The sequence below is a fragment of the Paenibacillus ginsengihumi DSM 21568 genome (assembly GCF_000380965.1).
Lineage (GTDB): Bacteria > Bacillota > Bacilli > Paenibacillales > NBRC-103111 > Paenibacillus_G > Paenibacillus_G ginsengihumi.
On sequence record NZ_KB905581.1, the window covers coordinates 40,286 to 52,861 of the forward strand.

Genomic DNA, 12,576 nt, shown 5'->3' on the forward strand with positions numbered 1-12,576 from the left:
AAAAAAACGCTCGATGACTTGGGTCATGCTCACCAGCGGTTTCGCGCTGCCCCCCACAGGCACACCCGGCATATGAGACAACGAATCCTGCAAAAAATGCAACATTTTTCGTATCCGTCGCACATGAGCTGGGGGAATGTTGTATTTCGCGCAACAATTTTGGCGAGATTGGCTTCAAACCAGGGATCAACACCCGAAATGCTGTACTTTATACAACATTGAGCCGTCAGTAGGCTTTATCCTCCCGTTTTTGTTGTACAAAATACAACATTTTCTAACTCTCCGGAAAATCGGGCGGAGTGCGCGGCCTGGGACCCGAACCAACAAAAAGGCACCCTCACCGGGTGCCTCTCTTGGTCAAGACGGAATATAACCGCTTCAAAATCCGAAGCGTTATTAATAAGCCAGGCTGAACAGTCCTTTGATGTGGGACAAGTAACGAATGTTGCTTGCCTCTTTCATCAAGGACGCGGGCAGGCCTTTCAGCTGGGTCTGGTTGCCGCCGATCGTGCCGATCGCGTCTTTGCGGCCCAGGCTAGCCAGCGTGCCGGAGAATACCGGCGTGAACGTGTCCATCGGAGCGCCTTTGAAGTAGGCCATCAAGTTGAAACCAACCGTCTCGCCCATCTGCCAAGCGAGCTGCGCCGTCGGCGGATAAGGACGCTCGCCGTTCATGACTACCGCGCTGTCGCCGGCCAGGAAGATGTCCGGATGCGAGGTCGATTGCAGGGTAGGCGTGACCGTCGCGCGGCCGCGGTTGACTTCGATGCCGCAGTTCGCCACGACCGAGTTGCCTTGAACTCCGCCGGTCCAGACGAGCGTCTTCGTCTCGATCGTGCTGCCGTCCTTGAGCGATACCGTTGTCTCCTGCATTTCCGTGATCGCCACGCCGGTCAGGAACTTCACGCCGCGCTTCTCCAGGCTCGTCTTGGCGCGCTCGACCAGCTCCGGAGCGAAGCCCATCAGAATCGACGGCGCCGCTTCTACACAGTAAATGGATACTTCGTTAAAGTCGACCCCTTTGCTGCGGCACAATCCAGGCAGCATGTCGGCAAACTCGCCGACCAGTTCGATGCCGGTCAGACCGCCACCGCCGACGACGAAGGTCGCATCCGCCTTGTCCTTCGACTGGCGGTACGCTTCGATCTGCGCTTCGACGTGCGCGCGCAGCTTGTTCGCGTCGTTGACCGATTTGAGCGTGAAGCTGTGCTCCTGCAGGCCGGGAATGCCGAAGAACGCCGTTTCGCTGCCGAGCGCCACGACCAGGGCGTCGTATTCGTACGTCTTGCCGCTGGCCATAAGGACCTTCTTGTCATCCGGATGGATCGATTCGACCGTATCGATTTGCAGATTGATATCCTTGCCGCGCAGCAGCTTATCCAGCGGCAGCGCCACCGCCTGCTCCGCCAAGTTGCCGGCGGCCAAACGATGCAGTTCCGTAATAATTTGGTGGGTCGGGAATCGGTTAACGAGCGTGATGTCCGCTTCTTCGGGCGTCAAGTACTGCCGGGCCGTCAATGCGCTCAGCAAGCCGCCGTACCCGCCGCCTAAGATCAATATATGCTTCGACATACTTATCCTCCGTTCTTGTTCCGGCTATTATTGCTGACGCTGCTGCCGTTCAGCCGTGACTTCCAGGAAGGCTTGAGCGAAACGGAGCGTCTTTTGTACCTGCGGGTCCTTCAGCATCTTGAGAATACCGAACAAGCCGACTTGGGCGGGCTCAGCCTGCGCCCGGTCGCTTGCTTCGATAGCGGCTTGGGCGTAAGTTTTGGCCTTGTCTTGAATCGGCTTCACAAACTCCTCGACGCCGCCTTTCAGGTCGTCGATCAGAACTTTGTCCGTCACCAGATTTTGCACCACATCGTACGTCTTCGTTAAGATGGTTACCATCTCCGCCAGCTTGGGCAGGTTCTCGACGAGGATCGTAAGCGATTCCTGGACCTCGGGCTTCATCAATTGATCAAGCACGTCCGTCGTTTGCCGAGCCTGCTGGGAAGCGTTGTTGTCTTGGCCGTCAAGTGCCGCTTGTTGAGTAGGTGCTGCTGACATGAGAGAACGTCCTCCTTTGCTTTGAAATAGAAGTCCCTATTTTCCATCACCTGTCGATGGTCTAGTCACGAAAACGGGTTATCGGTTTCGACAACGTCGTGCTCTCGTTATTGTTACATTTTTCACATATAACAACATACTAATCTGGACTGGCTAACTTCCAAATCTCATCCTTGGCCAGACGAACAGGCTGAAACGGAACCCTATGTACCCCTATTATACACCTCTTGAGCGAAAACGCGCGAAAAACAACATTCGACATTTGTGAATATTCTGTGTCTAACGTATAATTTTTATCCATTCCCGGCGATTATTCCAGAAATTGGAGCAATTACAGTCGAGCCGGACATGCGCCCTGGGGCGGGAACGGGATCGGCTGTGATCGCCAGTTCGCCGCTTTGCATGCCGGCGGACATACTCCCTGGGGCGGAATGCGCATCCGGCCGCGGCTTCTTCCCCGGCGGCGCTACCGTTTGCCGGAGGGTAATCATTGGACGCGGGCAAGCCTGGCCGCTGCCTGCCAGTCCGCACCGGCCACCCGAGCTTGCCGCAGCCGACGCTTGGCCGGGCGGCAAGTCAAGCGGAAGCCGTGCCGTGCCGCTCCGCTAGCATTAGCCCCGTTCCAGCTAAAGCCTCAACTGGACGGTTACGTCGTTCTGGGAATCCAGCAGCACCGTATGAGGATTTTGCATGCCGAAATCGTCGAACGTGACGACGGCGCTCCCTTCCATGCTGATGACGCCTTGATTGTACATCGCCTCGCTCTTGAAGGTGACGTCCTTCGAAATGCCCTTGACCGTCAGCGTACCGTTCATATCGAAGGAGACCCGCTCTCCTTCCTTCCATTCTTGCGGGAAATTCGCAAAGTCTTGCAGCGTAAATACCGCTTCCGGATATTGCGCCGCGTTCAAAAATTTCTCCCCCTGCACATGATTGTCGCGCTGCGCGTTGCCTGACTGCAGCGAATCGATCTGCAGCTTGGCCTCGACTTTCATTTGGCTAAAATCGGAAGTGTTCACTGTCCAGCTGCCTTGAACCGAGCTTCCTTCAAAATTGACGGTTTCCTTGGACGTCGTTACAGAGACATACACCTTCGAATCGGGCCGGATGCTCCAGACGCCGTCCAGCTCACTCGCCGCCACGGACGTTCCTGATTGGGCAGGCGCAGCCGCCGGAATCGCCTCCTGTATCGTTACGTGATTGCCGACAAAATAATCGTAAGCGGCGTAACCTCCGCCCAACACGACCAGCACTCCTGCTGCGAATGCCACCATTTTCTTGTTCATCGTAAACCGCCTCCTATAAGTGAATAGAGTGTCATCAGCACTGCCGCCGTGCCTGCTGCCGGATCGTCCGGCCGCCGAAGACAAAGGATGCCGCTTGCGAGCAAATACACTACACTATGTAGTGTATTTGGGTAAAATTCGCTGTACCCCCCCATTGCTTCGGCTCCGCGATACACTACGATGCGTAGTGTTTTGAAGCAGCAATCATTGATTTCTGACGGATCTGACACAGATTAGCAAGCGAACCTGAATCCATCATTACGATAACCTTAAAAGCAGATTAAAAATGGGCGGACCATCCGCTTATATTCTACATATTGTGCTTTGGATTCCTCTACCAAGGAGATGAGACGATTGTCCATTTCAACAGCGCGTTCATCCGGCGGCACAAAGCAGATTGACGTATTGATCCCCGCCATCGAGAAAGATTTGGGAACGCTGCCCTACGTCATCGACAGCGTCAGACGTTATGTCCGGCATCCGATCGGGCGCATTCTGATCGTATCCCCGGACAGCGACAAAATCAAGCAGCTTTGCCTCCGCAAGGGCTGTACCTTCGTGAACGAAAAGACGGTGCTGCCGATTACGAAAAAGCATATCCGCTACCGCTCGCGCACATGGGACCGCTCCGGCTGGCTTTACCAGCAGTTGCTGAAGCTGAGCGGCAATACGATCTGCACCAGAAAGCATTATTTGGTGATCGATGCCGATACAGTGCTGATTCGTCCGCACCGCTTCCTGAAGCGAGGCAAAACGGTATTTTACTGCCGCAATTGGAGCCAGGGCGAATATTTCAACATGTACCGCCGGCTGCTGGGCAGGAAGGCTTCTGCTTCCCCCTCCTTCGTCGCCCATTACATGCTGTTCGACCGCTCGAAAGTAGCGCGGCTGAAGAAGACGATCGAAGCGCGTCACGGCCTTCCCTGGTACCGCGCGATCATCCGCCTGACGAACAAAGCGAAGCAGTTCGGCTTCTCCGAATATGAGACCTACGGGAATTTCTTCCGTTCGCAATATCCCGGAAGAATGATCCGCAAACCGACGCTGAACAAAAGCTTGAGCGGAAGCGCGGCAGCTGTCGTCTCGTCGCCGAAAATCGAGCGATTGGCCCGAAAATACCGCTCGCTTTCTTTTCACAAGCGCAAGATCTATGTCAGGCGTCCGAAAAATTAATCGCAAGAGAAGGAGGTCCTGGCCGCCCGCGACGCGACCTTGGCCTCCTTCTCCGCATCGTCTTGCCGGCCGTCAAACCTCCCGCCTGGGCTTCGCTTCGTCCTGCGGATCGGCGACCAGCTCCCGCGCCGACTGCTTGAATTCGGCCAGCGTCCGGCCGACCGCTCTGCCAAGCTCCGGCAGTTTGGCCGGACCGAACAGCAGCAGCACGACGACGACGATCAGCAGCAATCCGGGAATTCCGATATTTTGCAGCATGCCTTATCCCCCCACGGTTCGGAAATGACTTACTGCGGACGGCTCTTTTTGGGGAACACAGCTACCGCCTCGATCTCGATCAGCCAATCCTTGTTGACCAGACTGGCGACGCCGACGGTCGAGCGGGCCGCCTTGACCGGGTTCGATTCGTTGTTGAAAAACTGCCCGTACGCCTCGTTCCAGCCGGCGTAATCGAATTCGCCGTTTTTGGCAGGATCGGCGACGACGTATGCCCGCAAGTAAATGACGTCTTTCATGGACAAGCCTTTGTCCTTCAACTGCTTCTCGATATTCGTCAAAATGCCGACCGCCTGTGTCTTCGTATCGCCATACCGCTCGTATACTGTCGCCCCGTCCTTGTTCAGCACCGGAGGCACGGTCCCGCTCGTGTACAAATAGGCCGCCCCCGCCGGAACGGCGACCCCGCCCGAGATCGAAGAGGACGGACTGCCGTAGAACTCCGGCTCGACGATCGGCTCGGCGGGATATTGGTTCGGCCGGGCCGGCTCGGCGGCGTACACGCAGACCCCGACGATGCCCGACAGCAAGCACATGGCGATGATCGACTTTGCTTTTTTCATTCGCATAGGATGGATCGCGCTCCTTATCTCTATTCTTTCATAACCCGTTCGTGAAGTTCCGTGACGACCTTGCGGGCCGATTCGATGCCCCCGGCCATCCAGGCGGTAATATAGCTCATATGCTCCCCGGCCAAATAAACGCGCCCGGCCGGCTCGCACAGCACCGGATAGTGCGTCTTGCGGTCGTCCGCCGAATAGGAGGCCCAACCGCCCAGACTGTATCTGGTTCTCTTCCAATCGACCGAGAACGAGGTCTCGAACTCCGTATAATATTGCGGATGAATCCGCGAGCCTACGCTGAGCGCATACTTCTCGCGTTCGGCAGGGCTCATCGCCCCCAGCCGGTCGGCGGCGGCGCCGTTGGCGTAATAAGCGAGCAGCACGCCTTTCGGGGCGAAATAGCGGGTCGGAGGATAATAGATCGAGGCCAGATCGGTGTTCGTCGTCGTGCTGCCTCCGTAGATCTGCTCGTCTTCTTCCCAGAAGCGGCGCTTGAACTGAATGCCCAGCTTGCCAGCCGACGCGTAACGGATGCCGGCGATCGCCTTCTGCAGCTCCGGCGTAAAATCGGCGGGAATGTCCTTCAGCACAGGCAGCGGCAGCGTGCAAATGCAGTAGTCGCCCGTCTCTTCCCTCATTCGCCCCGACATCTTATCCAGGTAAACGATTCGCACACCGACGTCGTTCTGGCGGATCTCCTTCACCTCGGCATGATAGACGACCGGCCTGCGGAGCCGCTGCTCGAATGCCCTGGAGATGCGGTCCATGCCTCCTACCGGATGGAACATCATCATCTGTTGGTCGTAGCTGTACTCGCCGCTGAAGAAGTTGCCGAAACCGGAGTGGATGATCGCCTTCAGATCGAACGGATCACGAACGACGCCCGCATCCAGCTTGCCGCCGGGCTCGGACTTGTAGCCTCCGCGCGAGGAGCCCTTGTAGAACAGGTCCTCGTTCAGATCCCCTTCCCGCTTCAAATATGCGACCAGCTTCTCCTTCTCCTCTGCCGTGAGCGGCAGATCGAGCTGGTCTTGACGCACCGCCCTGGCCAGCATCTCCGATATGTAGCCTCTGACATCGGCCTTGATGGCCCGCTTGCGGATTTTTTGCCCTGACAAGGCTCCCACGTTCTCGCTGTAATAATAGCCGCTCTCGTTCACGTTGTTGAACGGCTCCAGCTCCACCCCGAATTTGCGGCAGTAGTCCATCGTCACATGAAACTGCGGAATGCGCATCGGCCCGGCGTTCAAGTACAGATGCTCATCCGCATCGAACCGGGCGACCTGCTTGAAGCCGTCCATATCGGTTTCCGTCGTCCCGCGCCGCACCGTCCAAATTCTGCCGCCGGAGCGGCCTCTGGCTTCCAGCACCGTGCACGTGTATCCTGCCTGCCCGAGCTCGTACGCAGCGGTGAGACCGGCGATGCCGGCGCCGAGAATGACGATTTTTTTGCCGCCGCGGTGTGCGGAGAGCAGATCGCCTTGCGAGGGCGGAGTGTACGCCGCCGCCTTCAACGTCTCAGGCGCAAGCAGCCCCAGCGAGCCCATCAGGCTAAACACGGCCGCCGAGCCGCCGATTTTGCCGACTGTCGTCAGAAACTGCCTGCGTGTCATTGCTGTCTGCGAGGTTTTCGTCTCCATATCGCCGCACTCCTTCAGCAAAATAATTCTAGACGTGATTCGTCTAAAAACGGGTCTTGATACGACTATAGCAGAATAACGATAAGTTGAGACAAAATACGTTAGATAATCTTACATAAAAATTTTGTCGAATGAGGGGGGGTGAAATTTTTGAGGAGAAAACAGAGCTTTTTCTAAAAAAACGGGCATGATTCTGCTATAAAAACGATATCAAGCTCTTGACCTTCTTCGTTTTATGTTATTTTATATAACATATATCTATCTTGAAAATTTGGCGATATACGCCGACAAAATTTCAACACCGCAGGTGACGACCGATGACGAAATCTTAGCTCGTCATAGGATCTATCTTGACTTCAGAAAGAAGCGGAGGGGTACTGGTGGACAAGAAAATCATGAGCATCGGCACGGTCTGCGAATTAACGGGATTATCGGAAAGGCAAATCCGGTATTACGAGGAGCGGAAATTGATTTTTCCCGAACGGACCAAGGGCAGGTTCCGCAAATACTCGCTCGAGGACGTCGAAATGATCAAAACCATCCACCGCATGCTGACCGACGGCTTCAGCACGAATGAGCTGAAGGAGCTCCTGTCCAAGCAGCGAAAAGCCGCGCCGTCCACCGAGCGCTCCGCCTTTGGGCGTAGAGCTTCCCCGTCTTAAGGCCAGGACGTGAAACCGCCGCGGGTCCGTTTCCAGGATAACGCACCCGATCTACAATATAGTCATGAACCGAGAGAGAAAGACAGCGCGAACTGACCATCAATCGATGCAGAGAGGAGCATCCACCATGAACAAACTTTACCGGTCAAGAACGAACAGCTGGCTGACGGGACTTTGCGGAGGCATTGCGGAATGGCTGGGCATCAGCGTCGCCCTTACCCGGCTCGCCGTCTTCATCGCCACCCTGTGCAGCTTCGGCACGGTACTGCTCATTTACTTCATCTTAAGCATCGTCGTTCCGAAAGCCCCGTACGGCCAATCGTTTTACACCGACCCGAATCGCCCCTAACGAACAAGAGATAAGGAGTGGAGAAATCCATGGGAGTATTTGCACGGATTATGAATTTGTCGAAGGCGGCCGTCCATGAGGCATTGGACAAACTGGAAAGCCCGGAGCTGATGTTAAACCAATATCTCCGCAATATGGAGCAGGATATCGACGCCGTTCAGCGGGAGCTGAGCAGGCAGCGCGCCGCGGAGAGAGGGCTGAAGCTGCGGCTGGAGGACGCCATCCGGCTCGTCGAAGAGAACGAGATGAAGGCCGCGGACGCCGTAGCCGAAGGCTATGAAGAGGAAGCGCGCGAAGCGCTCGGCATGAAGCTGTACTATATGGAAAAAATCAAGGAGTACGAAGCCGAATATGCGGAAGCCAGGCAGCGGTGCGCGGAGCTCGAGCAGCAGCTTAAGCAGGCCCAGGCGGAATATGCCCGTCTGAAGGAGAAAAAAACCGAGCTGACGGCGCGGGCCCGCCAGGTCGCAGCCAAGGCGCAGACGGTCATGCCCAGCGTGAGCCGGGGGATGGAGGTCGGCACGGCGGCGCGCGGATTCGAACGAATCGAGGAAAAAATCATGCAACTGGAGATTCAGACCGAACTGGCTTCCAAGCCGCACGCCGCCGCAGGAAGCGGTCCCCGGGACGACAGCCGCCGTGAAGCGTTCATTGAAGAGCAGTTGCAGCGACTAAGAAGCAGGACGTCATCCTGAGCCCCGTCAGCTTAAGTCTTATAACACGCAAGAGCCCCTCCGCCGGTTGGCGTGGAGGGGCTTCGCCGCGCTTATTCATGGTCAGCGCGAACGCGGCGACCGGCCCGCTGCCGCAGCGAACGAAGGCCGACATATCCGAGGAATCCGAGCGGGCCGAACATAAGCGTGCAGAACAGCAGCACGGACTGGACCGGCAGAGGGACATAGCGATGCTTCATGTTATCCCGGTAAATGTAATGGCCGACCGCCTGATCGAAGCATAGCACGTGAATCCAGACGAGCAAGGCGATATCGGTGTCGGACAGCAGCCGGGCGACCCCTTCCGCCGAGCCGTAATCGCTCATGAAGCCGAAGCCCGAGGCTGCTACGGTTGCCACCATTCCGACGGCATACAATACGGCGAGATAAACGGGGAAGATAGCTGTATCGGCCAAAAACCGCGTCACCCGCCACCCCGGCAGCAGCATGAGCAGCAACCAGAAAGCCACGGCCGGATTGGCCAGAGCAAACAGCGTTTCGTACATCGATTCGCACCCTCCTTTCCTTAAGCCGCACTCAAGATGATGACGATACCGGAGGCTGGCTGACCTGCGGCTTTCTCAGGCCGAGCGCGGCAAGCGCGGCGACTGCCAGCCAGACAAGCAGGAGGCTTGCCGAGGCGATGGGCAGCGGCGACCATTCGAAGACAGTGCGGCCGAGCGCGGTCTGCCAGCCGATGAGCAGATTGGCGGCGAGCCAGGCGATGCTCCCCGCGTGAACGAAGCGCCGGCCCTGCTTCTCTTCAAGCTGCGACCGCTCCGTGAGCCAGCCGATCAGCGGCAGCGTCTGCAGGGCGTGGAACCCGATCCCGTGCAGCACGATCAGATTGCCGCCATCTCCCGTGTAGCGGCCTTGCAGCACGATCATCCCAATCCCCGCGGCATAGGCAATCATCGTCGAAATCATCGCATAACGGATGCCGAGCACAAGCGACGCCCGACGGAAAGCTTGCTTGCGGCGGAAGAAAGGAATCGCGATCATAACGGTTAAAATGATCAGAAGCAGCGAATCGACGGCGAAAAAGATGCCGAAGATTCGATCGATCGCCGTGCCCGCCGCGCTGAACCGGGGGTTGATCCCGCGAAAATGCTGGACGGTCTCCTGGGCGTATGCGTAAACAGAAGCAGCGGCAAGCCAGTAGCGCACCCGCGTCCGCCGGGCCGGGCTCCAACCGGTCAGCGGCAGTATCGCAGCAATCGACAGCACAAAGATCCCGATCGCCGCATTGAAGGAAAAGACGCTTTCCAAATTGCCTTCCGGCGGCACCTCTGCCCCGAGCAGACCGATACATACGGCCGTGCCGGCGGCCAGCGCCATACCTAGCAGTCCGACCAACACGAGCAGCCGTTCTCCGGAAAACAAAGCTTCGCGGATTGCCGACTGTGATTGCATTTTTTTTGCATGATTCATAGTTTTTTCAACCTTCCTTCTATTATTTATTTATTGATAAATAAATGATGAACCTTAAATCAAGGCAGCATTCCGCCGCCTTAACACGTTCGCCCATATGGCTATTCAAATGCACCCCTTCTCGCATTGCAGCAGCTCCGGCAGCTCCAGCACGTCAGATAACGTGATCAGCAGGCCGATGCTGAGGAAATGACCTGCCGCCGCTCTCGGATTCGGCATCCCCGCAGCCTCGAACTTGGCAATGAACACTTCGTTCATCAGCCGGAACTTTTCCCGCACATGCATCCGGATCGCCGGTTCGGAAATGGCGTGCGCCTGCATGACCATGATCATTACGTCCCGGTTCGTTTGCAAAATTTGCTTAAACGCCTTCCCCATCGATTCGGCCAACTGGTCAGCCGGCGCCTCGACCTGCATGAACGTATCGTACAGCCGGCCTACGGCTCTGTCGATCACCGCGTTGAACAGCTCTTCCTTGTTCTTGAAAAAGTGAAAGACATAAGGCTGCGTAACCCCGGCTGCCTTCGCCACCAGAGCAGTCGTCGCTTTGTAATACCCCTTCTCCGCGAACACCGCTACCGCCTTATCCAAAATCTGTTCCTTTCGATCCTCGCGGACAACCACTTTGTCAGACTCCTTTTTATTTATTGATAAATAAATATTATGGCGCAGCGAACCTTTTTGTCAAGAGGCTGACATTTTTTATTTTTGGTTCCCGGACAAAGCATAATCGCGCCGTTATTGTCCATGCTAATCGTTATAATATGCCATTGCTGAACAGAAAGGAGGGCTCCGCATGCAAGCCACGATGAATCCCCCCGCCCCGCAGGAGCAGCCGCCGATTCCGGCTCCGCCCCGCGTCATTACGACCAAAGATTTGCTGTACCTCAAGGATGCGCTGTCGTGGGAGCTGCTCGCGTTCAAGAAATTTCATTTCCTGGCGCAGCAGGCTTCGAATCCGCAAATCAAGCAGGCTTTGGGCAAAGCCGGCCAAATGCATCAGCGCCATTACGAGAAGCTGCTGACTCATCTGCAGGTCGACAATAATGCCGCCATGGCCAGTGTGACGCAGCCGCAGCAGCAGCAATCCCAGCAGCCAATACAGTAAGGAGGTGGGCAACATGCCGACGCAGCAAATGACGCAGCAAATGCAGAGCAGGGAAATCGCCAATCCGCAAACCGGGCAGCTGCCGAAGGTCAAAGGGCCGGAGATGAACGACCGCGACTTTCTGAACGACGGCCTCAGCACCTGCAAATATTTGACCGACAGCCTCAACGTCGCCGTTCGTGAAGCAAGCCACCAGCAGCTGTACGACGATATGCTGCAAATCTTGACGGAGACGCACCATAGCGCCCGGGAAATGTACCAACTGATGTTCCGAAACGGCTGGTACAAGCTCGAGGCCGAGGAACAGCAGAAGGTGCAGCAGGCGCAGCAGCAGTTCAGCGGCTATTCATCGCAGTATCCTTATTAGGAGCTGCCTGCGAAGTCCCGAAAGGAAAAGCTTTCGGGGCTTTGATTTTGCGCCTTTCGCCGCGGTCCCACGGTCGTCCTTGTCCTTTCCACGGAATCCGGGTTGATGATATAACGCTTTTATATTATCTTTGGTCTTTCATTTCCGGCCAAAACTGGTATTTCGACAGATCGACGCACCCCCGGTCGTCCACCGCCACGCCTTCGCCCTGCAAATAAAGCGTCTGCAGCAGGCGCGATTCCTCGTCCCTGACGGCAATTTCCCCTTTCGCATTGACGACGCGGTGCCACGGGAGCCTGTGCGAGTCGCTCATGGAATGCAGGATGCGCACCACCTGCCTGGCCGCTCTCCGGCTTCCGGCCAATTCGGCCACCTGTCCGTATGTCATGACACATCCTTCCGGTATCCCGGCAATGATCTCGATCACCCGCCGCGTATATGGCTGCATTCGATCCTCCCCTTTGTCGCGGATATGGCCGCATCCGTTCCTTTCCCTTGGCGCGTATATGGCCGCATCCGTTCCTTTCCCTTGGCGCGGATATGGCCGCATCCGATCCTTCTCCTTGTCGCGGATATGGCTGCACCAGTCCTTCCTACCGGTCCTTCCCCTTGTCGCAGATAATGCGACAGCCTGTGCCGGCAATCCGCAACGCAGCGCCTGCCTTGCCCGATCGCCGGGCCGAACCATCGTTCCAAGGTCTATTATACCATGCTATCCCTTGGGACACTCAGCCGGCGGGCCCCGAACTCCGACTTAGCAGTCGCACTCCGCTTTGACGCTCGAACTCCTCGTTAGCGGTCCGACTCTGTCTTAGAGGCCGAACTCTGCGTTGGCGCTCCGACTCCGCGTCAGCGGTCGAACTCTGCGTTGCCGCTCCGACTCCGCGTTAGCGGTCGAGCTCTGCGTTGCCGCTCCGACTCCGCGTTAGCGGTCGAGCTCTGCGTTGCCGCTCCGA

The 12,576-nt window shown here is 56.8% G+C and carries 16 protein-coding genes; 6 read left to right on the forward strand and 10 right to left on the reverse strand.

Features of this window, described 5'->3' with window-relative positions; all coding sequences use genetic code 11:
* Nucleotides 1-396 precede the first annotated feature (396 nt).
* The 3 genes from F591_RS0116705 to F591_RS0116715 form a co-directional block, all read right to left on the reverse strand.
* Nucleotides 397-1,572, reverse strand: a complete 1,176-nt coding sequence (locus F591_RS0116705; RefSeq protein ID WP_019535769.1) for an NAD(P)/FAD-dependent oxidoreductase — start codon at nucleotides 1,570-1,572, stop codon at nucleotides 397-399.
* A gap of 27 nt (nucleotides 1,573-1,599) precedes the next feature.
* Nucleotides 1,600-2,052, reverse strand: a complete 453-nt coding sequence (locus F591_RS0116710; protein WP_019535770.1) for a DUF1641 domain-containing protein — start codon at nucleotides 2,050-2,052, stop codon at nucleotides 1,600-1,602.
* 626 nt (nucleotides 2,053-2,678) lie between these two features.
* Nucleotides 2,679-3,338 (reverse strand): YceI family protein, encoded by a 660-nt coding sequence (locus F591_RS0116715; RefSeq protein ID WP_019535771.1) that lies wholly within the window; start codon nucleotides 3,336-3,338, stop codon nucleotides 2,679-2,681.
* 354 nt (nucleotides 3,339-3,692) lie between these two features.
* Here F591_RS0116715 and F591_RS0116720 point away from each other — a divergent pair, with 354 nt between their 5' ends.
* Nucleotides 3,693-4,511 (forward strand): DUF6492 family protein, encoded by an 819-nt coding sequence (locus F591_RS0116720; RefSeq protein ID WP_019535772.1) that lies wholly within the window; start codon nucleotides 3,693-3,695, stop codon nucleotides 4,509-4,511.
* A gap of 72 nt (nucleotides 4,512-4,583) precedes the next feature.
* On the opposite strand, the gene tatA is transcribed toward F591_RS0116720, so the two are convergent.
* The 3 genes from tatA to F591_RS0116735 are packed head-to-tail and all read right to left on the reverse strand — an operon-like array spanning nucleotide 4,584 to nucleotide 6,990.
* Nucleotides 4,584-4,769: a twin-arginine translocase TatA/TatE family subunit gene (gene tatA / locus F591_RS0116725; protein WP_019535773.1), complete on the reverse strand. Its 186-nt coding sequence runs from the start codon at nucleotides 4,767-4,769 to the stop codon at nucleotides 4,584-4,586.
* Between the two features lie 29 nt (nucleotides 4,770-4,798).
* The gene (locus F591_RS0116730; RefSeq protein WP_019535774.1) at nucleotides 4,799-5,356 is read right to left on the reverse strand and encodes a RidA family protein; all 558 of its coding nucleotides are present in this window, start codon (nucleotides 5,354-5,356) and stop codon (nucleotides 4,799-4,801) included.
* A gap of 23 nt (nucleotides 5,357-5,379) precedes the next feature.
* The gene (locus F591_RS0116735) at nucleotides 5,380-6,990 is read right to left on the reverse strand and encodes a flavin monoamine oxidase family protein (RefSeq protein ID WP_019535775.1); all 1,611 of its coding nucleotides are present in this window, start codon (nucleotides 6,988-6,990) and stop codon (nucleotides 5,380-5,382) included.
* A 380-nt stretch (nucleotides 6,991-7,370) separates the two neighbouring features.
* Here F591_RS0116735 and F591_RS0116740 point away from each other — a divergent pair, with 380 nt between their 5' ends.
* The 3 genes from F591_RS0116740 to F591_RS0116750 all read left to right on the forward strand — a co-directional run bounded on the left by F591_RS0116740 (nucleotide 7,371) and on the right by F591_RS0116750 (nucleotide 8,696).
* Nucleotides 7,371-7,652, forward strand: a complete 282-nt coding sequence (locus F591_RS0116740) for a MerR family transcriptional regulator (protein WP_019535776.1) — start codon at nucleotides 7,371-7,373, stop codon at nucleotides 7,650-7,652.
* A 127-nt stretch (nucleotides 7,653-7,779) separates the two neighbouring features.
* Nucleotides 7,780-8,001 (forward strand): PspC domain-containing protein, encoded by a 222-nt coding sequence (locus F591_RS0116745; protein ID WP_019535777.1) that lies wholly within the window; start codon nucleotides 7,780-7,782, stop codon nucleotides 7,999-8,001.
* A 29-nt stretch (nucleotides 8,002-8,030) separates the two neighbouring features.
* A complete protein-coding gene (locus tag F591_RS0116750) occupies nucleotides 8,031-8,696 on the forward strand; it encodes a PspA/IM30 family protein (RefSeq protein WP_019535778.1) in 666 nt (221 codons plus the stop codon).
* A gap of 71 nt (nucleotides 8,697-8,767) precedes the next feature.
* On the opposite strand, the gene F591_RS0116755 is transcribed toward F591_RS0116750, so the two are convergent.
* The 3 genes from F591_RS0116755 to F591_RS0116765 form a co-directional block, all read right to left on the reverse strand.
* Nucleotides 8,768-9,220, reverse strand: coding sequence for an ABA4-like family protein (locus F591_RS0116755; protein WP_019535779.1), 453 nt, complete (start codon nucleotides 9,218-9,220; stop codon nucleotides 8,768-8,770).
* Nucleotides 9,221-9,251: 31 nt separating this feature from the next.
* Nucleotides 9,252-10,145, reverse strand: coding sequence for a hypothetical protein (locus F591_RS0116760; RefSeq protein ID WP_019535780.1), 894 nt, complete (start codon nucleotides 10,143-10,145; stop codon nucleotides 9,252-9,254).
* A 105-nt stretch (nucleotides 10,146-10,250) separates the two neighbouring features.
* Nucleotides 10,251-10,769, reverse strand: a complete 519-nt coding sequence (locus F591_RS0116765) for a TetR/AcrR family transcriptional regulator (RefSeq protein WP_019535781.1) — start codon at nucleotides 10,767-10,769, stop codon at nucleotides 10,251-10,253.
* Nucleotides 10,770-10,941: 172 nt separating this feature from the next.
* On the opposite strand from F591_RS0116765, the gene F591_RS0116770 reads away from it, so the two are divergent.
* The gene (locus tag F591_RS0116770) at nucleotides 10,942-11,253 is read left to right on the forward strand and encodes a ferritin-like domain-containing protein (RefSeq protein WP_019535782.1); all 312 of its coding nucleotides are present in this window, start codon (nucleotides 10,942-10,944) and stop codon (nucleotides 11,251-11,253) included.
* Between the two features lie 40 nt (nucleotides 11,254-11,293).
* Nucleotides 11,294-11,620: a spore coat protein gene (locus F591_RS0116775; protein ID WP_026326679.1), complete on the forward strand. Its 327-nt coding sequence runs from the start codon at nucleotides 11,294-11,296 to the stop codon at nucleotides 11,618-11,620.
* A 124-nt stretch (nucleotides 11,621-11,744) separates the two neighbouring features.
* On the opposite strand, the gene F591_RS0116780 is transcribed toward F591_RS0116775, so the two are convergent.
* Complete coding sequence (locus tag F591_RS0116780; protein WP_026326680.1) at nucleotides 11,745-12,068, reverse strand: MGMT family protein; 324 nt, start codon at nucleotides 12,066-12,068, stop codon at nucleotides 11,745-11,747.
* Nucleotides 12,069-12,576: the final 508 nt, after the last annotated feature.